Below are 22,173 nucleotides of genomic sequence, written 5' to 3'. Positions count from 1 at the left end.
GTCTCAGGCGGACAAAAAGCAAGCGTTTTCTCACCTTTTTCGTATAGTAGTTTTCGATCAATTCGTTCTCGTAATTGGATGAATTAAAGCGCTTTCTTGTAATGAGGCAGCCAGGCCCGCAGGAATGCGGCCGCATGGCCGTACAACCACCCGCGGACAAGCTCCTCCGGGTAATATTTCAACAAAGTTTCCTGCCACTTGGCGTAATGTCCCGCATGCCGCAAATCGCTCAAATGCGATTCGATGCCGTCGAAATCGGAGCCGAACATGATCGTCCCCGCACCCCCAAGCGAACAAATCCGGTCCAGATGCGGCAAAATATCCCGGCTCGAAACGTTCCGCCCTTCTTTGACGAACCAGGGAACGAAAGTGATTCCGATCCGTCCGCTAAGGCGAACGATCTCCTTGATCTGGTCGTCGCGCAAATTCCGGGCATGCCCGCAGACGCTATAAGCATTTGAATGCGAAGCGATAAACGGTCTTCCCGCCCGCTCGGCCAGCTCCGCCAGCTCCCAAAACCCTTTGACCGATAAATGCGATACATCGAGGATGATGCCAAGCTCATGACAGGCCTTGACCAATTCCAGCCCTTGCGGCGTAAATCCATGGCCTCTTGGCTCCATAATGCCGTCGGCCGCCCAATTGGCATGATTCCACGTAATGCCGAGAAAACGAACCCCTCGCTCATAGCATATTTGCAAATAATGCAGGTTGCCTTCCAGTCCGTCGGCTCCTTCCAGCGACAGCAGGCCGCCGGGGCCCCCCTTCCGCTCCAGTTCCTCAAGGTCTTCTACCGTACGGATCTCGGCCACGCCGAGGCTTTTTACTTGTTGCCGAAACAGGTCCAGCTGTCCCAGAATATACTCCATTTTCGGAGTTCCCAAACGTTCGGAAAGAAAAATCGCAAAACATTGCAGGGCAACGCCCCCTGCTTTCATGCGCTGCAAATTGACGTCCAGCCGTTCATCGCTGGCAAAATCAAGCGCCGGGTCAAGCAACATTTTGCTTAAAGCATCGCAATGAAAATCAATTACAGGATACTTCAAAATAGCCCCTCCTATTCGGTCTTCTGAAGATAACAAAAAAACCTGTCTACGTCGATTACGTCGTAAACAGGCATCATGTCAGAAATAACATTTATCTGGGTTCTACGATAAGTTTAATGGCGGTACGGTCCTCACCATCGATAACGATGTCGGTAAATGCCGGAATACAAATGAGGTCTACACCGCTTGGCGCGACAAATCCCCGGGCGATCGCTACTGCTTTAATGGCTTGGTTAAGTGCACCAGCCCCAATGGCTTGAAGTTCAGCAGCGCCGCGTTCTCTAAGAACTCCAGCTAACGCCCCGGCAACGGAGTTGGGGTTGGATTTTGCTGAAACTTTTAATACTTCCATGGTCAAGTACCTCCCTGGGAATAATCGGTTGAGTCCACTACTTAGAAGATATTCGTGAGCGCTCAAATAATTCCTTCTTTTTCCCTTACTGCACTTTGGGAGGCCTTGACCCGCCGGTTTCAGTCCATATGCCACTCATCTTCGAGCAGACGGATTTTTTCGATTTTGCGCGCCCGGCCGGTCGCTTCATCCAGTTCCACGAACACGGCATGAAAATGCCATTTGCCTTCGCATACTTGGAACCGGACCGGCAGTTGGGTCGTGAATTTGCGGAGCACAGCCGTCCGCTCCATACCGAGAATCCCTTCCCGAGAGCCAACCATGCCGGCGTCCGTCAAATAAGCGGTGCCTTGCGGCAAAATCGTGTCGTCATTGCTTTGCACATGCGTGTGCGTGCCGACCACCAAAGAAGCGCGGCCGTCCAAATACCAGCCCATGGCGATTTTTTCCGAGGTAGCTTCGGCATGGAAATCAACCAGAATGCATTTATGTTTCTTGGACAGCTGGCCGATGATTTCGTCCGCCTTGCGGAACGGATCGTCCAGCGGCGGCAAAAACGTGCGGCCCATCAGGTTTACGACCGCCAGCTCCTTGCCGCCCCCCTTGACGACCATCGAGCCCCGGCCCGGCGTGCCCGGGGGATAATTGGCCGGACGAACCATCCGTGGCTCATCGTCTATAAAATCGAAAATCTCTTTATTGTCCCACGTATGGTTGCCCATCGTTAATCCGTGAATGCCCTGCTCAAAAAATTCCTTGGCGATGTTGGCGTTAATCCCCCGCCCGGCCGCCGCGTTTTCGCCGTTGGCGATGATAATGTGCGGATTGTACTTCGACTTAAGATGAGGCAGCGTGGACTTCAACGCTTTACGCCCGGTGTTCCCTACGATGTCTCCGATAAACAGAACTTTAATGATGCTCCCTCCTTAGGCATAACTGCCGCAACGCAAGCAACGCCGTCAATCAATGAAAAAGCGGCCCCCTGGGGGCCACTTTTCAGCATATCCTTTACTTGGCGTATTCAACCGCCCGCGTTTCGCGGATGACGGTAACTTTGATATGACCCGGATAATCCAGTTCACTTTCAATCTTCTTGGTAATGTCTCTCGCCAGGCGGAATGCTTCCGCATCGTCGATTTTATCCGGCTGCACCATCACGCGCACCTCGCGGCCCGCCTGAATGGCAAACGATTTCTCGACGCCTTCGAACGACTCGGAAATTTCTTCGAGTTTCTCCAAACGGCGAATGTACGTTTCCAGCGTCTCGCGCCGTGCCCCCGGTCTTGCCGCCGACAATGCGTCCGCGGCGCCAACCAGCATGGCGATGACGGAAGTCGCTTCGCAATCGCCGTGGTGAGAGGCAATACTGTTGATGACCACCGGATGTTCCTTATATTTCTTAGCCAGTTCCACGCCGATTTCGACATGAGATCCTTCCACTTCATGATCAAGCGCTTTACCTATATCATGCAACAAGCCTGCACGTTTGGCCAGTGCGATATCTTCGCCGAGTTCTCCGGCCATCAATCCGGCCAGGTACGCAACCTCCATCGAATGCTTCAGCACGTTTTGACCGTAGCTTGTCCGGAACTTAAGACGTCCCAGAATTTTGATCAAATCGGGATGGAGAGCATGCACCCCCACCTCGAAGGTAGCCTGTTCGCCATATTCGCGAATGCGTTCGTCCACTTCCCGGCGCGATTTCTCGACCATCTCTTCGATGCGCGCCGGATGAATACGTCCGTCCGCCACCAGTTTCTCCAGCGCGGTGCGGGCAATCTCGCGGCGTATCGGGTCAAAGCCCGACAGAATAACCGCTTCCGGCGTATCATCGATAATGAGATCAATCCCCGTTAACGTTTCGAGCGCACGAATATTACGGCCTTCGCGCCCAATAATCCGTCCCTTCATCTCTTCGTTCGGCAGGGTCACGACGGACACCGTTGTTTCCGCTACATGATCGGCAGCGCAGCGTTGAATGGCCAGCGTAATGATTTCACGGGATTTCTTGTCCGCTTCCTCTTTCGCCTGCTGCTCGATGTCTTTGATCATCTGCGCCGTTTCATGACGGACTTCCTGCTCAACATTGTTCAAAATAATCGTACGAGCATCTTCCATCGTCAAATTGGAGATGCGTTCCAATTCTTGAACCTGATTTTTGTAAATCAGCTCGATTTGCTGCTGCGTTTCTTCAATCCGTTTCTCCTTGCTGGCCACTTGCTCTTCTTTACGTTCAAGCGATTCTAATTTTTTATCCAGCGACTCTTCTTTTTGCAACAATCGTCTTTCTTGTCGTTGAATTTCATTCCGACGTTCACGAATGTCTTTATCAGCTTCGGTTCTTAGCTTATGGACTTCGTCCTTCGCCTCCAGAACCGTTTCCTTTTTCAGTGCTTCTGCTTCCTTTCTCGCATTTTCCAAGATTTGGCTTGCAGCGTGTTCCGCACTGGAAATTTTAGCTTCTGCAAGAGATTTGCGAATAAAATATCCGATCACGAACCCAAAGAATAAAGCGGCTGCAACGAGAACGATCCAGATTACAGGATTCATCTGTTCACCTCCCCGTTGTTTCCTCCAAGGCATTCCTTGGGATGTTTGCAGTTGTTAGTTACTTTTCACATTCATCATTCGTACTAAGAATACATGACATGCCCATTCAGTTCAGCTGTTCATGCTTATGCATGACGGTTCCGCGGTAAATACGGAAGTATCGGCCTCATGATTGGAGAACAGAATCACATTCGGAGCCCATAATTTTGGAAGGTAAAATAGGACTTCAGCGATATGGATTCATGTTCATTTTATTATTTGATGAAAGAAATTGTCAAGCAAATGACAACAGTTCCCTTCCCGTCCCGGCTTCGTCCCGCTATTCTTCGTACCACTCGTCTTCAGCGTTCACCCCGTCTTCGCGGCTAAGTTCCCGAAGCACTTTTGAAACGACTTTTCCGGAAAAACCTCTGCGCTGCAAAAAAGCTCCCGTCTTGCGTTTTTTATCCAACGGTTCGCCCGAAGTGCCGCGCCATTTCTTGGCTCCCAGCAGCATGGCGCTTTCGAATTCGTCGTCTTCGCTCACTTCGCCCAGCGCCTCCTCGATCAGAGGCTTGGAGACCCCTTTCTGGCGCAGTTCGTGACGCACCCATAACTTCCCCTTCCCCCGGAGTTTCACTCGCTGAGAAGCCCATTCCTGCGCATATACGGCGTCATTGAGATAACCTTCGGTGTGCAGCCGATGGATAACATCGTTTACCGTTTCTTCTCCCCACCCTTTTTCCTTTAGGCGCATGGAGATTTCGTACGCGGTCCGCGGCTTCCGGCTCAAATACGCCAGGGCGTCGGCGTAGCCCCGCTGCCGCTCATCCGCCGAAATGATCTCCTCCAGCTCCGCTTTGTTAAAGACCGCCCCTTTGATCATCCGGTATTTGATCATGACATCCTCATGAACCTCAAACGCATACGCTCCGAAAAAAATGCGGTACCGATGTTTCGGCCGCTTCAGCATCAGCACCGAAGTAATGGCCAGTTCCGCGTCTTCCGGAAAAGCGGATAACCCGGATTTCTCCTCTTGGCCGGCATCCTCCACTTGGTGGGATTTCTCCCGCTCAGGCGCCCGCATTCTATCCTCCCAGAACGCCTCATCGGATATGTCTACGATATCGTGTTCGCCGCTTCGATCTTTTCCGCGGCTTTTCCCCCACTGATTCAACTGCGTCCCTCCTGTCTCACACCCGGCTACCGATGTCAAGTGCAGATTCAGTTTTTCCTGTATAACATAATGTCACTTTTAACTAGCTATCTGGTTGTGCTGCAATAGCAAAACCAGGCTGTCCGAGAAACTCTAGCGAAAACATAAGGGCAAAAAACGGCGTTATTCCAGCGATATTCATCCATTTGAGAGAAATAGAGGTAATTTATGTCGTTATTTTCTCGAATCGCAAAGAGATGTCCGCGTTCTGATCCATTCTTAGGAAAATAAGTACAGAAAATGTCGCTAATGGAGATAAACATACCAGGATTCGGATAATAAGTACATAAAGTGCCGCTATTTCGAAAGCCCAGTCGACGGTTCGTTGTTTCTATAGCCCCGCTTTCAAGCGCTGCAAAAGTTCAGGATAGCGACCTTTATTCTAGCTCTATTCTTACCCTAATCGGCCGACCGCCCCTAAACTGCAAAAGCGCCCTGCCCCGGTTAATTACCGCGGGGTCAGAGCGCTTCATGGCTGCTGCCTTATTCCTCTCCGAAAAGCGCTTGCTCCTCTTGGAGTTCCATCTCCACTTCGCTTGGTGATGCAGGAGCGACTGAAGTGGTCAAATTGCTCGATTCCCGGATTTTTAGTTCAATCGTATTGGCGATTTCCGGATGCTCTTTCAAGAATTGCTTCGCGTTCTCCCGGCCTTGACCGAGGCGTTCGCCGGCAAACGAATACCAGGCGCCGCTCTTATCCACGATATCCAATTCCACGCCGATGTCGATGATGCTGCCCTCTTTGGAAATACCTTCGCCGTACATAATGTCGATTTCGGCTTGTTTGAACGGTGGAGCGACTTTATTCTTCACGACCTTAACCCGTGTCCGGTTCCCGACCATGTCGTTGCCCATCTTGATCGTTTCCACGCGGCGAACGTCCAGACGGATCGTCGAATAGAATTTCAAAGCCCGTCCACCCGGCGTTGTCTCCGGATTCCCGAACATCACGCCGACTTTCTCACGAAGCTGGTTAATGAAGATCGCGATCGTTTTCGATTTGCTGATCGCTCCCGACAGCTTCCGAAGCGCCTGAGACATCAGGCGGGCTTGCAAGCCGACGTGGGAATCCCCCATCTCACCTTCGATTTCCGCCTTAGGCACAAGCGCGGCTACGGAGTCGATGACGATAATGTCAACCGCGCCGCTGCGCACGAGCGCTTCGGCGATTTCCAACGCTTGTTCCCCCGTATCCGGCTGGGACAAAAGCAACTCGTCGATGTTTACGCCAAGCTTGTTCGCATAGGATGGGTCCAGCGCATGCTCCGCGTCGATAAATGCGGCTTGTCCGCCGATTTTCTGAACTTCCGCAATCGCGTGCAGCGCTACCGTCGTCTTACCCGAAGACTCCGGTCCGTAAACCTCAATAATACGGCCGCGAGGCAATCCCCCGGTACCCAAAGCAATATCCAAAGCGATCGATCCGCTCGGGACGATCTCCACTTGCATATGCGTCGATTCGCCCAGCTTCATGATCGAACCTTTACCGAATTGTTTTTCTATTTGCCGAAGCGCCATTTCCAGCGCAGCTTTACGATCTGACAATCAGCTCACATCCTTAAATGAGATAATAACACGATACTTTCAACGTCTATAATTGTACCTTGTTTTGGAATGTTTGCCAAGCACTTTTTCGAACATATATTCGCTATTTTCTCAACCCTCCCAAACCCTCCCTTACTGTAAGGGAGGGCCCCAAGGGCCTGCTGCCCTTTGGATTCCCGCAAATTGGACTAACGTGGGAGGGACTGAGGCGCTCCCTTGGCGCTCTCCCTGCGGGATTCGCTTTACTTTGTGCTTGGAACGCTTTTCCCCCTGCGGGGTACGTCTTACTTTTGGTGCTCCTGGGCTACCTGGAAACACGCTGCAGGCACTGCTGCTTTCGCACGCACCCGGGTAACTATGGGGAAGTAGCCGCTTGTCGCCCTTCGGGCACGCTCTGCTTTTGGCGCTCCTGCAGGGGGGACTGCTACGTAGGTTGTTTATGCTGTAACGTTCGTGCTTAGGCCCGCTCTCCCTTCGGGATTCGCTTTACTTCGGCGCATGGCTTTAGCTTGTTTATCTCTTGTTTGGTGCTGCTTTTGTTTCTTTTCTGCTTCCAGCCGCTCTCCCTTCGGGATTTGCTTTACTTCGGTGCAGGGCTTTAGCTTGTTTATCTCTTGTTTGGCGCTGCTTTTGTTACTTTTCTGCTTACAGCCGCTCTCCCTTTGGGATTCGCTCTACTTCAGCGCATGGCTTTAGCTTGTTTATCCATTACTTGGTGCTGCTTTTGTTACTTTTCTGCTTGCAAGCGCTCTCCCTTCGGGATTCGCTCTACTTCAGCGCATGGCTTTAGCTTGTTTATCCATTACTTGGTGCTGCTTTTGTTACTTTTCTGCTTGCTGCCGCTCTCCCTCCGGGATTCGCTCTACTTCGGCGCATGGCTTTAGCTTGTTTATCCATTACTTGGTGCTGCTTTTGTTACTTTTCTGCTTGCTGCCGCTCTCCCTGCGGGATTCGCTCTACTTCAGCGCATGGCTTTAGCTTGTTTATCCATTACTTGGTACTGCTTTAGTGACTTGTCTGCTTGCAGGCGCTCTTTCTTCGGGATTCGCTTTACTTCAGCGCAAGGCTTTAGCTTGTTCATACCTAACTTGTGCTGCTTTAGTGACTTTTCTGCTTGCAGGCGCTCTCCCTGCGGGATTCGCTTTACATCGGTGCAGGGCTTTAGCTAGTCAACTGATTAGACACATCGATCCATCGTTCGTCAAAATGCACAAATTCACTCCTCCTCCCAAACAAATTTCCAAACAAAAAAAGAACCGCAGCACAACTGTTCGTTTGCTACGGTTCTTCCGTGTCTTGATTATATGCCAAGCGGCCGAAAAGTGCAAGAAGCATGCTCAGTAGACAGTGGCGACGCACGCCGTACGGCAGTGCTCCTACAATCCGGTCGTCCCTTCACCTCTCGTTGGAAAAAATCCAACAGATTGTCGGAATTCGCTCGCCATTTTGAGCTCTCATTGGAAAAAATCCAATAGATCTCGCTCAAATCGCCCGTTTTGCGCCTTACCGAACCCAATCTATTGGAAATATCCAATCACACCGCCGCATTTGCCAATAAATTTCCAATTCTATTGGATAATTCCAATCAGAACGTGGTGTCAATTAAGCTGCGGGAACTCATCGCTCTCACACAAGCACATGTGCATAAGCACTAAGCTTACGACTCCATCAGCGCTCTCCATAACCGGTACAAAATCGTTTTGGCCGAGCGCATGCGGACGGCTTCGCGGTTGCCTTTGAGGTTCAGCTCGTATACGGCCGTGTCCCCGCCGCGGCGGGAGATCGCGATATAGACGAGCCCGGCGGGCTTGCGCTCGGAAGCGCCGGGGCCGGCGACGCCGGTGATCGACAAGCCGAAGTCGGTATCCGCGGTCAGCCGCACCTGCTCGGCCAGCACCCGCGCCGTTTCCGCGCTGACGGCGCCAGGGGCGCCATCGCCTTCGAGCAGTTCATGCGGAACGTGCAGCAGCTTCTCCTTCATCGCGTTGGAATAGCAGACGATTCCGCCCATAAACACGGCCGAGCTTCCCGGAATCGCGGTGATCATTTCCATCAATAGCCCGCCGGTGCAACTCTCGGCCGCGCTGAGCGTCAGCCCGCGCTGAGCCATCAGCTCCAAAATTTTCTGCTCAATCGGCATATCCGCATTCGCATAAAGATGCTCCGGCAACCGGGAGGCGATTTCCCGCTCCATGGCATCCAGTTTCTCCATCGCTTCACGTTCGCTCGCCGCTTTGGTGGAAACACGGATCGTGACCTCGCCTTCCTTGGCGTAAGGGGCCACAGTCGGGTCCGACTGCTCCTGGATCAAATCGAGCAGCTTCGTCTCCAGCGCCGATTCGCCGATTCCGGCAAACTTGAGCATTTTCGAATAAATCGGCATTTCCTCGGACAGCGCGTGATTCAAGATCCACGGCTTCGCCTGGCGCTCGAACATCGGCTTCATTTCCTTCGGCGGGCCGGGCAAAACGATATAAAACTTGCCGCCGTCTTCAATCGCATCCCCAACCGCCAGCCCGGTTTCGTTCGGAAGCGGCGTCCCGCCGTCAATCGCCAGCGCCTGGCGGCGGTTGTTTTCCGTCATCGGCACACCTCTGTCCTTGAAAAAACGGTCGATATTCGCCATCGCTTCCGGATCGATATGCAGCGGCCGGCCAAGCACCTCGGCCAGCGCCTCTTTGGTCAAATCATCCTGCGTTGGCCCGAGACCACCGGTAAAAATGAGCAAATCGGCGCGGGCGCCCGCCGTCTCCACCGCCTGGGCAAACCGCTTCCGATTGTCGCCGACCACGGTCTGAAAATAAACGTCAATCCCAAGCGCGGCCAGCTCCTGGGATAGATATTGCGCATTGGTGTTTACAATTTGCCCGAGCAGCAGCTCTGTCCCCACTGCGATAATTTCCGCTTTCATTTGCTTTCACGTCTCCTTCCGGCAATCCAAAACAAGCCTCTGCCTGAGCCTTAAATTACTTCGCTTCAAACCATCGCACCCAAAAGCATCGCACTCAAGGCACTACATTTTCGAAAAAGAAAGCACATTTTTATTTTTGACGAAATAGTCGATGCCGGAATAAATCGTAATGATCGCCGCCAGCCAGATCGCGATGTCGTCAAACGGAATGTTCAGCCAGGCAAACGGAAAATTGTTCAGCAGCAGCGCGGTAATCGCGATGATCTGCGTGATCGTTTTCGCTTTGCCCCACTTGCTGGCCGCGATCACGGAGCCTTCAAGCAGCGCGACCTCCCGCAGGCCGGTTACCGCAAATTCGCGCGCAATGATGATGACGGCGATCCAGGCGTTGCATAATCCGAGCGACACGAGCCCGATCAACACGGTGCCCACCAGCAGCTTATCGGCAAGCGGGTCGAGCAGTTTGCCCAGATTCGTCACCAGATTGTATTTCCGGGCGATGTATCCGTCGATACCGTCCGTGCTGGCAGCGATAATGAACAACACCGCGGCGATCAACTGATGGACCGGCAGCGTGTACGTGCCCAATACGAACTCATAGGACAACCAGCCCGCATCCAGCAGCAAAAAAAGCAACATCACCGGAATCATAAAAATACGTGTCAGTGTAATGCGGTTGGGCAAATTCACAGGATAGCCTCCCCGGTCAAATCATATTCAAAAGAGTGCGTAATCCGCACTTTAGCGATATCGCCTATACTCGCGGAGCAGTTCGTCACAAACACTTCCCCGTCGATTTCCGGGGCATCGAATTGCGAGCGCCCCACATAAACGTCGCTCCGCCCATCGTAGCGCTCCACGAGTACATCCAGCACCTTGCCGATGTATTTGCCGCTGTTTTCGTTCGCCACGGTGCGCTGGATTTCCATCAGCGTGTTGGCCCGCCATTCCTTGACGTCCTCGGCGATCTGATCCGGCAGCCGTGAAGCCGGCGTATCCTCCTCCTGCGAGTATGTAAACACGCCCAGCCGGTCGAATTTGATCTCCCGGACGAAATCACATAACCGCGCGAAGTCTTCCTCAGTTTCCCCAGGGAATCCCACGATCAACGACGTGCGCAAAGAAACATCCGGGATGCGGGAGCGGATCTTGGCGATCAGCTCGCGGATGTCCCGGATACGTCCGGGGCGCCGCATTCTTTTCAGGATCGCGTCCTCGCTATGCTGCAGCGGCATATCCACGTATTTGCAAATTTTCGGATTGGACGCGATCATGTCGATCAATTCATCCGTAAAAAAGCCCGGATACGCGTAATGCAGCCGCACCCACTCCACGCCGTCCACCCGGCTTACGCGATCGAGCAGCTCCGGCAGTTTGTAGGTTCCGTACAAATCGGTACCGTAATTGGTCGAATCCTGGGCGATCAGGCTGAATTCCTTGACCCCTTGCGCGGCCAAACCTTTTACTTCCTCCACGATCGATTCGATGGAGCGGCTGCGGAATTTCCCCCGCATCAGCGGGATGCTGCAGAAGGTGCAGTTGTTGTCGCAGCCCTCGGCGATTTTCACATACGACGAATAACGGGCCGTGGCCAGCTTCCGCGGCAGCGCCTGCTCGTAGTTGAACACCGGATTGCCGACATATACCGGTTTTTTCCCCTTTACCGCCTCATCGACGATCTGCGTGATATTATGGAAATCGCCCGTTCCGACGATTCCGTCGATTTCCGGCATCTCCTCCATGAGCGCTTGCTTATACCGCTGCGTCAGGCATCCCGACACGATCAGCGCCTTCAATCTTCCGCTTTCTTTAAGCTCGGCCAGCTCCAGAATCGTGTTCACCGACTCTTCTTTGGCGGCATCGATAAATCCGCACGTATTGACGATGATGACCGTGGCATCTTCGCGGTCGTCCACCAAGGAATAGCCGCGCCGGTCGATCAGCCCCGACATGATTTCGGAGTCGACCAAGTTTTTCTCGCAGCCGAGCGTAACGATTTTCACCTTTTCAGTCATGACGATTTCCCCCATCAGTTTCAAGCCGTGATCAAACCATGTTCATCGATTGAACAACCTCTACAAGTATAATATTCGGAAAAGGCGGCTGTCAAAAATATGAAAAGGGCCTCATACAGGCGCGGGAGGCGCTGCAGGAGACCGTTCCGGAGTCATTTCAAGTTCGTAAACTGCAAATCGAGCGACAAATCGGCTTTTCGCAGCAGCTGGATGATTTGCTGCAAATCGTCTTTGCTTTTTCCGGTGACGCGGATTTGATCGCCCTGGATTTGGCTTTTGACCTTCAGCTTGGAGTCGCGGATCAACACGTTGATTTTCTTCGCGTTTTCCTGGTCGATCCCCTGCTTCAAGCTGATGCGCTGCCGCACTGTGCCCATCGAAGCCGGTTCCACTTTGCCGTAATCCAAATTTTTGATCGGCAGTCCGCGCTTGATCATTTTGGATTGCAGAATGTCGATCACGGCGCCGAGCTTGTATTCATCGTCCGCCACGATCACCAGCACGTCCTTTTCCAGCTTAAGTTCGCTTTTGCTTCCTTTAAAATCAAAGCGGCTGGCGATCTCCCGTTCCGTCTGATCGATCGCATTGTTTAATTCCTGCATGTCCATTTTCGAGACGATATCAAATGAACTTTCCGAAGCCATACTTCACGTTCCTTTCTGGTTCCCAATCTTTTCTTCTATCACTCATTATATGTAAAAGTTTTCCCGAAGTCGAGCCACCCCGCCATTTCCAGGCTGTTTCCAAGCCATTACCGACAGGCAAAATATGCAAAAAAGACGCGATTCAAACCTTGCCAGGTCCAAATCCCGCCTTTTACAAAAGGCCCAAGCGAACAGGGCAGATCCCTACTGTCCGCTTGTTCCGTTTCCGCTTTCCGCATTGTTCCCGGATACGTTGCCGTCTAACCCGGTGTCGCTCGTGGAACCGCCATCCGCACCGGTGCCGTCATCCAGGTTAAGCAAAATCCGCGAGGTCGTTTTGCCGTCTTCCACCGTTTGCCCGGCTACCGTAATCGCCGTCTTGTTGGAAGCCCCCGACAAAATAAACAACCCCTCCGGCACGATATCATACTCCAGCACATCGCCATCGGACGTTTTGCCGAAGTAAAGCTTATCGCCGTTTCTGCTGCCTTTGCGAACCTCCACCCAGCTTTCGCCGGAGGCCGTAATCACAACCTTCACCGGCTGACCGCCGGCATTTTGCACCTTGAACTTCGTGGTGCTGCCCTCTTTACCGTCGGGAACGACTACGATGTCTTGCGGACTATCCGTCCCGCCGGTGTTATCGGTATCCGTTCCAGCGTTAGTGCCCGTGTCAGTACCGGTATTGGTCCCCGCTCCGGCATTGGTCCCTGCTCCGGCATTGCCAGTATTGCCCCCGCCGTTCACGGCGTTGCCCGTACCGGTTTGATTGTTTCCGGTGCCGGTTTGTCCGTCCTTGCTTCCTTTACCGGATCCATTTTGCGCCCCGCCACCTTGCTGCGTGGCCGGCGTAACCGGCGTCGGGTCCGGCTTCTCCCCAGCCGACTGGTTCGTATTCCCCCAAACCGTAAAATACAAGTAAATGACGATCAGAATCAGCACGGCAAAAGACCACATTAACGTGGTGGAGAGCCACTTCGAATTGCGCTCGGCATGCTGGCGGCTGCGGCGCTTCTGAATTACGGGCTCCATCGTCTGCTCCGGCGCAGCTTCCGGTACGTTCTGCCGATGCTCGGCGAGCAGTTCATCCGCATCCACGCCAACCGTTTCGGCATACGTCTTGATAAAAGCCCGAACGTAAAAACTTCCTGGAAGCACTTTATAATCCCCCGACTCGATGGCTTCCAGATATCGTTTGCGAATTTTTGTCATTTCCTGTACGTCATCCAGCGACAAACCTTTGGCAAGGCGGGCTTCCTTTAACTTCTGACCCAATTCCGACATGACCATCACCTCCTGTTTTTATTGATTATGCTTAGCGAATTACACATCGTCCGTGTAAATCGTCGTAAACGTATCATATACGATTTGTTCCTCCGGATTGTTACGCAATTCGATAATAATATCAAAATTGTCATAACTGTATTCGGATTCTTTGACGAAAACATCCGGATGCTCGATCACCTTCGTGGAAGGCATGGACATCAGTTCCTGGAGCAGTTGATGATGTTTCTCGTTCGAACGCAGCGTACTAATAATACCGTCGATGATAAAAACATTGTGCGGGTTCATTTCATCCTCCGACAGTTGGCTGCGTACCGTTTGGCGCAGCAGCGTGGAGGACACAAACGTCCACCGCTTCATCGAGCATACGCTGCCGGCGATAATCGATTCCGTCTTACCGACGCGCGGCATCCCCCGAAGTCCGATCACCTGATGGCCTTCCCGCTTGAAAATTTCCCCGAGAAAGTCCACCAAAATCCCGAGTTCGTCGCGCGTAAAGCGAAATGTCTTCTTATCGTCGGAATCGCGGTCGATGTATCTTCCATGCCTTACGGCCAGCAGATCGACCAGCCGCGGACAACGCAGCGCCGTAACGGTGATGCTGTCCACCTTGCTGAGCATTTTGCTGACCTGGTCGATTTTTCCATCATCATCGCTTTCCAGCAGCAACCCCCTGGTTTTGCCTTCAACGCCGTTGATCGTCAAAATGTTGATTTCCAGCATCCCCAGCATCGAGGCGATATCCCCCAAAAGTCCCGGGCGGTTTTTATGTATTTTGTACTCCAAATACCATTGTTTTCGTTCCATCCGAAGACACCTTCTCTATCCTACTCACCCATCATTCGACAAAATCAATCTTGAATCCTGCTTGCGGCTACAAAAAGTTTGGGACCCTTTCCTTAGCCCGACAACAATCATATGTGTTTTATGATATATAAAATGAAAATGAAAGGCAAGCCACTGGCGGAAAATGGCTGAAAAGCTCCCATAACACGGGAGCTTTTCAGCAAAAACTATGAGTTTTTCTTCGCCAGCTTCACCATCAGACGAGCGATCGTTTTACGCTCATCTTCGCTGCCTACATCCCAAATTTCTTTGAGTACCCGGTTGGATTCGTTCTGCGGATCGACCTTGTCATCGAGAAACCCGCCGATTTCATAAGCCAGGTTGGTGATCGCCTCTTCGCTGAACCCCGCTTTTTCCGCATGCTCCACACGGTCACCCAAAAACTTCTTCCATGTATCAAAATTTTTGAGTACTGTTGACATCCTTAAATCCTCCTTCGCTTGGCGATTTAAAATCAACAGTCGTAATATGTGAAGTTTGCCCGGGTTTTATGCGCTCATGGCCGGCAAAACGTAAGCCGCTCGGGGCATGACCGGAAATATTCAGGTAATCCAGCCCCCGTTGGGGCTGATGATTTGACCGGTGATGTAGCCCGATTCCGGCAATGCGAGAAAATAAATGAGCGAAGAAATTTCCTGCGGCGAGGCGAGCCGCCCGGCGGGAATTTCTTCCTCCAGCTGCTTCAGTTCCCCCTCGTCGAAGCGTTCCATCATATCGGTTCGGACGGCTCCCGGGGCCACCGCGTTTACCGTCACCCCGGAAGGGGCAAGCTCCTTGGCCAGCGCCTTCGTAAAAGCGTTGACCCCGCCTTTGGCGGCGGAATAAACCGTCTCGCAGGAGCCCCCGGAAATCCCCCATACGGAGGAGACGTTGATAATCCGCCCGAAGCGCTGCTGGATCATATACGGCATAAACAACTGGCTGCACAAAAAGACGCTTTTCAAATTGACGTCCATGACATCATCCCATTCCGTTTCGCTCACGTCCGAAAGCAGTCCGTAATGGGATATCCCCGCATTGTTCACGAGAATGTCCGGATGAAGCCCGTAATGATCCAGCCGTTCCTTCATGCGCAAAATCTGCTCTTTGCTGCGCAGATCGGCAGCCACCGTATAAGCTTTGCCGCCAACCTCCAGGCATCTGCGGGCCACCTCGTTCGCCGCTTCAAGCGAGTTCATATAGTGAATAACCACGTTCATGCCCACCGCCGCAAACCGCAGCGCCGTATCCGCGCCGATCCCCCGGCTTGCCCCGGTAATGAGTACGGTCATGTCCGCGATGTTTTTTCCAATCCCATGCTCTTCGTTCATGTTACGGGCTCACCACGACCGACACGGCCATCTGATCCCAGTTCAAGTGCTCGCGCAGCCGGGCGTTCACTTCATCAAGCGTCAGCGATTCGTACATCGGCAGCACCGCAAACAGGTCGCTGCCCCGGAAACGGTAGCGCGTAAACTCGTGGGCGATATTTTCCGGGGAGTTAAGCATGCGCAGGTATCCACCGATTTTTTTCTTCCGCGCCCGTTCAAAATCCTCCTCGCGGAAACCCGAGGCCAGCAAGCTTTCTGCTTCCTCCTTGATCACCGCCAGCATGCGGTCCGGATCGCGCGTATCCCCGCCGATCGCCGAAAACGCGTAATTCGGATTGCTATTGTACTCATGCCCGAAACTGTCGGAAATCAAATCCATGTCGTACAGCTTCTGATACAGCTTCGTGCTGGGCCCGAGCAGCAGATCGAGCGCCAGCTTTGTCGTCAAGTCCCGGCGCAGTAGCGCTTCACCGGTCAAGCCAAGCTCCGTCTCCTTGAATCCGAACAGGCATTTCGGCAACGATACCGCCAGCCGCGATTCCCGGCGCTTCTCGTGAACCTCGCGGGGCTCGGGGTCAAACAACCGTTCGATCGAGCCCTGCTTGTCGTACTGCTTCTTCGCCTGATTGCTGCGAACAAGCGTAAACACCTCTTCCGCATCCACACCGCCCACGACGAACAGCAGCATATTGCTGGGGTGGTAAAAGGCGTTGTAACACGTGTACAATGTCTCCTTCGTAATCGTGCCGATCGATTCGACCGTACCGGCGATGTCGATGTGAACGGGGTGCACTTTGTACATCGCTTCGATCAAGCCGAAATAAACCCGCCAATCCGGATTGTCGCGGTACATGCCGATTTCCTGGCCGATGATGCCTTTTTCTTTCTCGACGTTCTGGTCGGTGAAATACGGATGCTGCACGAAATTGATCAATGTTTCCAGATTAAGCGCGATGTTTTCCGTTGCCGAGAACAGGTACACGGTCTGATCAAAGCTGGTAAAAGCGTTGGCCGATGCCCCATGGGTAGCAAACGTGGCAAAGATGTCGCCCTCCGGCTCCTCGAACATTTTATGCTCCAAAAAATGGGCGATTCCGTCTGGAACGGAAATCTCCTCCTGCCCTTCGACCCGGAAATGGTTGTCGATCGAACCGTATTTCGTAGCAAACGTGGCATACGTCTTTTGAAAACCCGGTTTCGGCAGGACATACACCTGTAGTCCGTTATCCATCGTTTCGCGGTATAACGTTTCCTGCAAAGCATCGTAACGAAGCGTTTCCAAGCGGCTAAACCTCCTTTTTACCTGTCAAAAAGTAAATCGTATCGAGCTGCACCGTTTCCGCCGCCTGCACGACGTCCCCAGGGGTTACCCGCTCCACCTGGCTGAGCAGCTCTGCGGCCGGGCGGTCCTTGCCGGACAGCACCCGGTTGAAATCATAGGCGATCATTTCGAAGGCCGAGTCCTGCATCTCCAGCAGGCTGTTGCGGATCATCGCTTTGGTCTGCGACAGCTCCAGCTCACTAATGTCCCCCGACCGCAAGCCGGCCAACTGGGCCTCGATAATCTCCAGCGCCTTGCCGTAATTTTCGATCTCGATTCCCGATTGAATCGCCACGATCCCTTTGTGGCCGTCGAACCGGGAAGCGGCGTAATAAGCCAGACTGGCTTTTTCCCGCACATTCATAAACAGCTTTGAATGCGGGTAACTGCCCAATATGCCGTTATACACTAAAGCGGCCGCATAGCGGTCGTCCCCGTACGTAATCGGTGTTCGCAAGCCGAGATTCAACTTGCCCTGGTTGACGTCAAGCGCCTCTTTGACGTTGCGGACCTCCGCCGACTTCATTTCGACCTGCTCCGGCTTGTATTCCGGGGAAGCCGACCGGTTTAAGCTGAACTGCTTAGCGACCAGTTCCTTAACTTCGGCAAGCGACGTATCACCCACCACGTACAGGTCCAGATTCGCCTGCTGCAGCCAGCTTTGATAAGCGTCGAACAGCGACTGCGGGGTAATGCCGTCGAGTTCGCTGCGTTCCCCCAGCGGGTGCAGCCGGTACGGATCGTCCTTAAACATCTCCTCCATGCAGCGCTCGGCCGCATAACGGATTTTATCGTTGATGATCCCCTCCAGCTTTTTGCGCACGGATTCGCGTTCCGAGGCCACGTAAGACGAACGGAAGACTCCGTTCTCCGTGGCCGGTTTCGTAATGACTTCGCCGAGAAAAGCGAACGTTTGACCGAGCAGCGAGTCGCTGCTTTGCACGAAAGAATCGTTGATCGTATCCATCCGGAACTGGACAATTTGGTAATTGCCCCGTTTATAGACATCAAAACCGAAGCCGGCGCCGTACAGATGCTCAAGCTGTTCCCGGAACAACGTCGTTTCGGGATAAGACGCAGTGCCCCGCCGCAGAACAAAAGGGGTCAACGCCGTTGTCGTGACCGTTTGCTCATTCAGCGGCAAACCCGCGTAAAGAGAAACGGCAAACGTTTTGAATCGGGTTGTAGGCAGCACGTGAATCCGGATTTGACCCACGCTGCCGCGCTCAAATACCGTTTTGTTCAAAACCAAAACTCCTTTGCGAGTAGACTTTTTGAATAGCGCGTTCATTTCCTGCGTTCCATTCTATACCAATCCAAAGGAAAGAAGCAACCTGACACCTGTGGCTGCTCCTTCACTTCAAAAATATTTACATGCAAAAGATATGTTCCCCGATCGTCTTTACTTGCGGGCGGGACCAAATCCATTTGGAGGTTGCCGTATTCGGGTTGAAATAGTAAATGCAACCGCCGGTCGGATCCCAGCCGTTTAACGCTTGCTGCACGGCTTTGCGGGCCGTCTCGTTCGGCTCCAGCCAGATTTGCCCGTCGGCCACGGCGGTAAAAGCGCCCGGCTGAAAAATGACGCCGGAAACGGTATTCGGGAAGCTCGGCGATTTGACCCGGTTCAAAATGACCGCGGCAACCGCCACCTGGCCTTCGAACGGCTCACCCCGTGACTCGCCGTAAACGGCGTTGGCCATAATGCGCAGATCGTTTTCGCTTAAGCCCATGCCATTCGAAGGGGCCAGATTCCCCGACTCGGTTTTCGCTTTTTCGGTATTTTGCTTATTTCCCTTATTTCCCTTATTTCCGGCAGCTCCGGTATTTCCGGTATTCGTCTGCTGATTCCCCTTGCCCGCGTTGACGTATTCCATACCCGGCTTCCAATTTGTGGTGGCATTGTATAACTTAAGCTTGGTTTTTGGCCCGGCCAAACCGTCCACCTTCATCCCAAACTCCGATTGGAACCATTTCAGCGCATCACGGGTTTTAGGACCGAAATTGCTGTCCAGCTTCCCGTGGTAAAAACCGAGAAAAGCAAGCCGGCCCTGCAATTCGTATACGTCTTTGCCGAAAGCCCCGTAATCGATGACCTGTTCGCTGAACACAGCCTTGGCTTTGTTCGGAGCCTCCTTCTGTTCGACGTCAATCGAATGCCAAAGCACGTTTGCACCGTAACCGATTCCGAACAAAAGCAGCACTAAACCGGCGGCAAACCATATCTTAGTTTTATTCATACGTTTAGCTCTACCTTTCTTTATTGGATTAACAAGGATGGGTAACTTTAGTATGACAAGCAAGCTCCCTTCCTATGCACCCCAAAGTTTCAAGGCATGCCCGCCGGGCAATAGCCGAAAAAAAAGGGAAGAACATCCCTGACCGCGAAGGTCATGAAGACATTCTTCCCATTTTGTATTGTTCTATGGACATGAGCACCTCACGCGGCTTGCTCCCTTCGTACGGACCGACGATCCCCCGGGCCTCCATGGAGTCGATCAACCGCGCCGCCCGGGTATATCCGACGCGCATGCGGCGCTGGAGCAGCGATACCGAGGCCTGCTTCGCCTCAAGTACGATCTGCACAGCCTGATCGTAAAGCTCGTCCAATTCTTCCTCCGGTTCTTGGACTTCATCATCCACTTCCGGAACAAGGCTCTCGTCATATTCCGCCTGCCCCTGGGCCCGAGCGTAATTGACGATCGTCTCCACTTCCTGATCGCTCATAAACGCCCCCTGCACCCGGGTCGGCTTCGAGGCCCCCATCGGCATAAAAAGCATGTCCCCGCGGCCGAGCAGCTTCTCCGCGCCGGCCATGTCGAGAATCGTCCGCGAGTCGACCTGGGACGAAACGCCAAAGGCGATGCGCGACGGAATGTTCGCTTTGATTACCCCGGTGATGACGTCGACCGACGGCCGCTGCGTGGCGATGATCAGATGGATGCCGGCGGCCCGGGCCATTTGCGCAAGGCGGGCAATCGCGTCCTCGACATCGCTGGCGGCGACCATCATCAGGTCGGCAAGCTCGTCCACGATGACGACGATATACGGGAGGATCGCCTCCGGGTTGTCCTTCATCATCTGGTTATAACCTTCCACGTTGCGAGCGCCCGATTTGGAGAACAGCTCGTACCGTTTCTCCATTTCGACGACGATCTTTTTCAGCGCCAGGGAGGCTCTTCGCGGATCGGTCACAACGGGCGTGAGCAGATGCGGAATCCCGTTGTATACGTTGAGCTCGACCATTTTCGGGTCGACCATCATAAACTTAACTTCATCCGGTTTCGCTTTGAACAAAATGCTTGTGATGATGCCGTTGATGCATACGGATTTCCCCGAACCCGTCGCCCCCGCCACGAGCAAATGGGGCATTTTCGCCAGGTTGCCAACGATCGTCTGCCCGGAAATGTCGCGGCCAAAAGCGATCGACAGCTTGGATTCGGCTTCCATAAACGTCGGCGTCTCCATCACTTCGCGCATCGTCACAAGCGAAACCTCGTTGTTCGGCACCTCGATGCCGATCGCGGATTTGCCCGGAATCGGCGCCTCCATGCGGATGTCTTTGGCGGCCAAAGCCAGAGCGATATCATCCGTCAAATTGACGATCCGGCTGACTTTGACCCCGATATCCGGCTGAATTTCGTAACGGGTTACCGCCGGGCCGCGAACGACTTCAAGCACCCTTGCCCTTACGCCAAAGCTCTCCAGCGTGGCCTCCAGCTTCCGGGCCGTCTGCATATAGTCGGCCTGATCGCCGGATTTGCCGGAGCCCGCAGGCTTGGCGAGCAGCCGGAATGGCGGAAGCTTGTACGGTTTCGGAGCCGGTTTCGGCGGGGCCGCCGGAACTTCAGCCGCCGTTTCGGAGCCGTTATTCGGCTCTCCCGCCGCGGCGCCGTCGCTGCTTTCCCCGTCCGGCGATCCGCTGCCCGGCAGCATTTCCGCATCTTCGTCCGCCGCGTCATGCGGGTCATCCGCAAACCCGGATTCGCCCTGCGCCCCGTTGTCAGTATTCGTCTCATCCGAGGCCGAATATAATGGATCCGCGGGCTCGTCCTCCTCCTCACGATCATCCAGCCCTTCCCGCTGGATATGATCGAAGAAATCGCGGATGATCGGTCCGGTATCCGCCGCGGGCTCGCCGCTGCCATCGGGGCCGACTCCTGGGCCGCCGTTTGCTCCACGGCCGGTGTAATCCAGTTCGTTCCAGTTAATGCCCGCTACCGTGGATTCGCTGGAACCGTCCGCTTCCTCGTCCGGGCCGGATTGTTCCGGCACCTCTGCGGCCGGCTCCCCGGAGCGTTCCTTAAACCCAAGCAGTTGAAAGAACACCGGCTTTTTTCGCGGCTTTGCAGCAGGCTCGGGCAGTTCCTCCTCGATCTCGCCGTCATCATACGCCGCGTCATATTCCGTAACGGCGGGAGCTTTCGGCTCGGTCCGTTTCCCTTTACCGCGCACCGGTACCGGGCGGAGCAGCCGCATTTTTCTGCCGAAGCGCTCGCTAAAGCCTCCCATTTTCGAGCGGAGCAGGCGAAACAGGTCGACGTACGACAGTCCCGTTACCAGCATGAAGCTGATCGCCAGCAGCACGATCACAATCAGCTTCGCCCCGGCCATGCCGAACAAAGAATACAGTAGGACGAACTCCAGTCCGCCGATATAACCGCCGCTGATGTCCATCCCAAGGAGGCTGAATCCCGCATCGCCCGACGCCGGCTGAAACAGCGCTCCCTGCAAATCGCGGTGGATTTGTCCCAAAATATTGCCCGCGGATAAAGAGACCGCCGGAACAAGCTTGTGCTGCATCGCCGAAATCGTGCTCATCAGCGATAAGGCCAGCACCGCGAGCAAAAGTCCGCTTTTTCGCGCATTCCACCGGGACGGCCATTTCCGGTTGATCATCACGGCCAGTCCGATGTAGATGCCGATCAAAGGGATCACAAAATAAAACTTGCCGAGGATCAGCGCGGCCATTTTCGATAATGTTCTTCCTACCGCGGCTTCCCCGGACAAGGCAATAATCGATAGAGTGATCAGGATGATTCCGTAGATTTCATATTTGAGCATGCTGCCGAAGGCAGCCTTTTTTTTCTTCCGTTTGCGTGCCAAACGAAAACACCCCCTAGATGAATATTATACCATATTCACTAAAGGGGG

Annotated in this window: 18 protein-coding genes; all 18 read right to left on the bottom strand. The window is 53.6% G+C overall.

The window, feature by feature from the left end; translation table 11 throughout:
* Positions 1-83 precede the first annotated feature (83 nt).
* Entirely contained in the window at positions 84-1,046 is a 963-nt protein-coding gene (locus EHV15_RS22790) for a dipeptidase (protein ID WP_128633239.1), read from the bottom strand.
* A 91-nt stretch (positions 1,047-1,137) separates the two neighbouring features.
* Positions 1,138-1,398, bottom strand: a complete 261-nt coding sequence (locus EHV15_RS22785) for a stage V sporulation protein S (RefSeq protein ID WP_006286829.1) — start codon at positions 1,396-1,398, stop codon at positions 1,138-1,140.
* Between the two features lie 119 nt (positions 1,399-1,517).
* Positions 1,518-2,312: a TIGR00282 family metallophosphoesterase gene (locus EHV15_RS22780; RefSeq protein WP_128633238.1), complete on the bottom strand. Its 795-nt coding sequence runs from the start codon at positions 2,310-2,312 to the stop codon at positions 1,518-1,520.
* A gap of 94 nt (positions 2,313-2,406) precedes the next feature.
* Entirely contained in the window at positions 2,407-3,948 is a 1,542-nt protein-coding gene (rny, locus tag EHV15_RS22775) for a ribonuclease Y (RefSeq protein WP_128633237.1), read from the bottom strand.
* 319 nt (positions 3,949-4,267) lie between these two features.
* A complete protein-coding gene (locus EHV15_RS22770) occupies positions 4,268-5,104 on the bottom strand; it encodes a regulatory protein RecX (RefSeq protein WP_246061741.1) in 837 nt (278 codons plus the stop codon).
* Between the two features lie 522 nt (positions 5,105-5,626).
* Positions 5,627-6,688, bottom strand: a complete 1,062-nt coding sequence (gene recA, locus EHV15_RS22765; protein WP_128633236.1) for a recombinase RecA — start codon at positions 6,686-6,688, stop codon at positions 5,627-5,629.
* Positions 6,689-8,345: 1,657 nt separating this feature from the next.
* Positions 8,346-9,599, bottom strand: coding sequence for a competence/damage-inducible protein A (locus EHV15_RS22760; RefSeq protein WP_128633235.1), 1,254 nt, complete (start codon positions 9,597-9,599; stop codon positions 8,346-8,348).
* A gap of 102 nt (positions 9,600-9,701) precedes the next feature.
* Positions 9,702-10,289 carry a CDP-diacylglycerol--glycerol-3-phosphate 3-phosphatidyltransferase gene (pgsA, locus tag EHV15_RS22755; RefSeq protein ID WP_128633234.1) on the bottom strand — a complete coding sequence of 196 codons (588 nt, stop codon included), beginning with the start codon at positions 10,287-10,289 and terminating at the stop codon, positions 9,702-9,704.
* Positions 10,286-11,614 (bottom strand): 30S ribosomal protein S12 methylthiotransferase RimO, encoded by a 1,329-nt coding sequence (rimO, locus tag EHV15_RS22750; RefSeq protein WP_128633233.1) that lies wholly within the window; start codon positions 11,612-11,614, stop codon positions 10,286-10,288. Before rimO ends, pgsA begins: the two co-directional genes overlap by 4 nt.
* Positions 11,615-11,766: 152 nt before the next feature.
* Complete coding sequence (locus EHV15_RS22745; RefSeq protein WP_128633232.1) at positions 11,767-12,258, bottom strand: YajQ family cyclic di-GMP-binding protein; 492 nt, start codon at positions 12,256-12,258, stop codon at positions 11,767-11,769.
* Between the two features lie 204 nt (positions 12,259-12,462).
* Entirely contained in the window at positions 12,463-13,542 is a 1,080-nt protein-coding gene (locus tag EHV15_RS22740) for a RodZ domain-containing protein (protein ID WP_128633231.1), read from the bottom strand.
* A 39-nt stretch (positions 13,543-13,581) separates the two neighbouring features.
* Positions 13,582-14,349, bottom strand: coding sequence for a DUF3388 domain-containing protein (locus EHV15_RS22735; RefSeq protein WP_128633230.1), 768 nt, complete (start codon positions 14,347-14,349; stop codon positions 13,582-13,584).
* Positions 14,350-14,555: 206 nt separating this feature from the next.
* Positions 14,556-14,810 (bottom strand): DUF3243 domain-containing protein, encoded by a 255-nt coding sequence (locus EHV15_RS22730; protein WP_128633229.1) that lies wholly within the window; start codon positions 14,808-14,810, stop codon positions 14,556-14,558.
* A 120-nt stretch (positions 14,811-14,930) separates the two neighbouring features.
* Complete coding sequence (gene ymfI / locus EHV15_RS22725) at positions 14,931-15,698, bottom strand: elongation factor P 5-aminopentanone reductase (protein WP_128633228.1); 768 nt, start codon at positions 15,696-15,698, stop codon at positions 14,931-14,933.
* A 1-nt stretch (position 15,699) separates the two neighbouring features.
* Positions 15,700-16,980, bottom strand: a complete 1,281-nt coding sequence (yfmH, locus tag EHV15_RS22720) for an EF-P 5-aminopentanol modification-associated protein YfmH (RefSeq protein ID WP_128633227.1) — start codon at positions 16,978-16,980, stop codon at positions 15,700-15,702.
* 4 nt (positions 16,981-16,984) lie between these two features.
* Positions 16,985-18,265: an EF-P 5-aminopentanol modification-associated protein YfmF gene (gene yfmF, locus EHV15_RS22715; protein WP_128633226.1), complete on the bottom strand. Its 1,281-nt coding sequence runs from the start codon at positions 18,263-18,265 to the stop codon at positions 16,985-16,987.
* Positions 18,266-18,389: 124 nt separating this feature from the next.
* Positions 18,390-19,259 (bottom strand): spore cortex-lytic enzyme, encoded by an 870-nt coding sequence (gene sleB / locus EHV15_RS22710; RefSeq protein WP_128633225.1) that lies wholly within the window; start codon positions 19,257-19,259, stop codon positions 18,390-18,392.
* Positions 19,260-19,410: 151 nt separating this feature from the next.
* On the bottom strand, positions 19,411-22,125 hold the full coding sequence (locus EHV15_RS22705) for a DNA translocase FtsK (protein ID WP_128633224.1): 2,715 nt from the start codon (positions 22,123-22,125) through the stop codon (positions 19,411-19,413).
* Positions 22,126-22,173 lie beyond the last annotated feature (48 nt).

This window comes from Paenibacillus oralis (assembly GCF_003863965.1).
GTDB lineage: Bacteria > Bacillota > Bacilli > Paenibacillales > Paenibacillaceae > Fontibacillus > Fontibacillus oralis.
The sequence above is the reverse complement of the archived record's forward strand: the minus strand, read 5'-3'. Positions and strand labels throughout refer to the sequence as shown.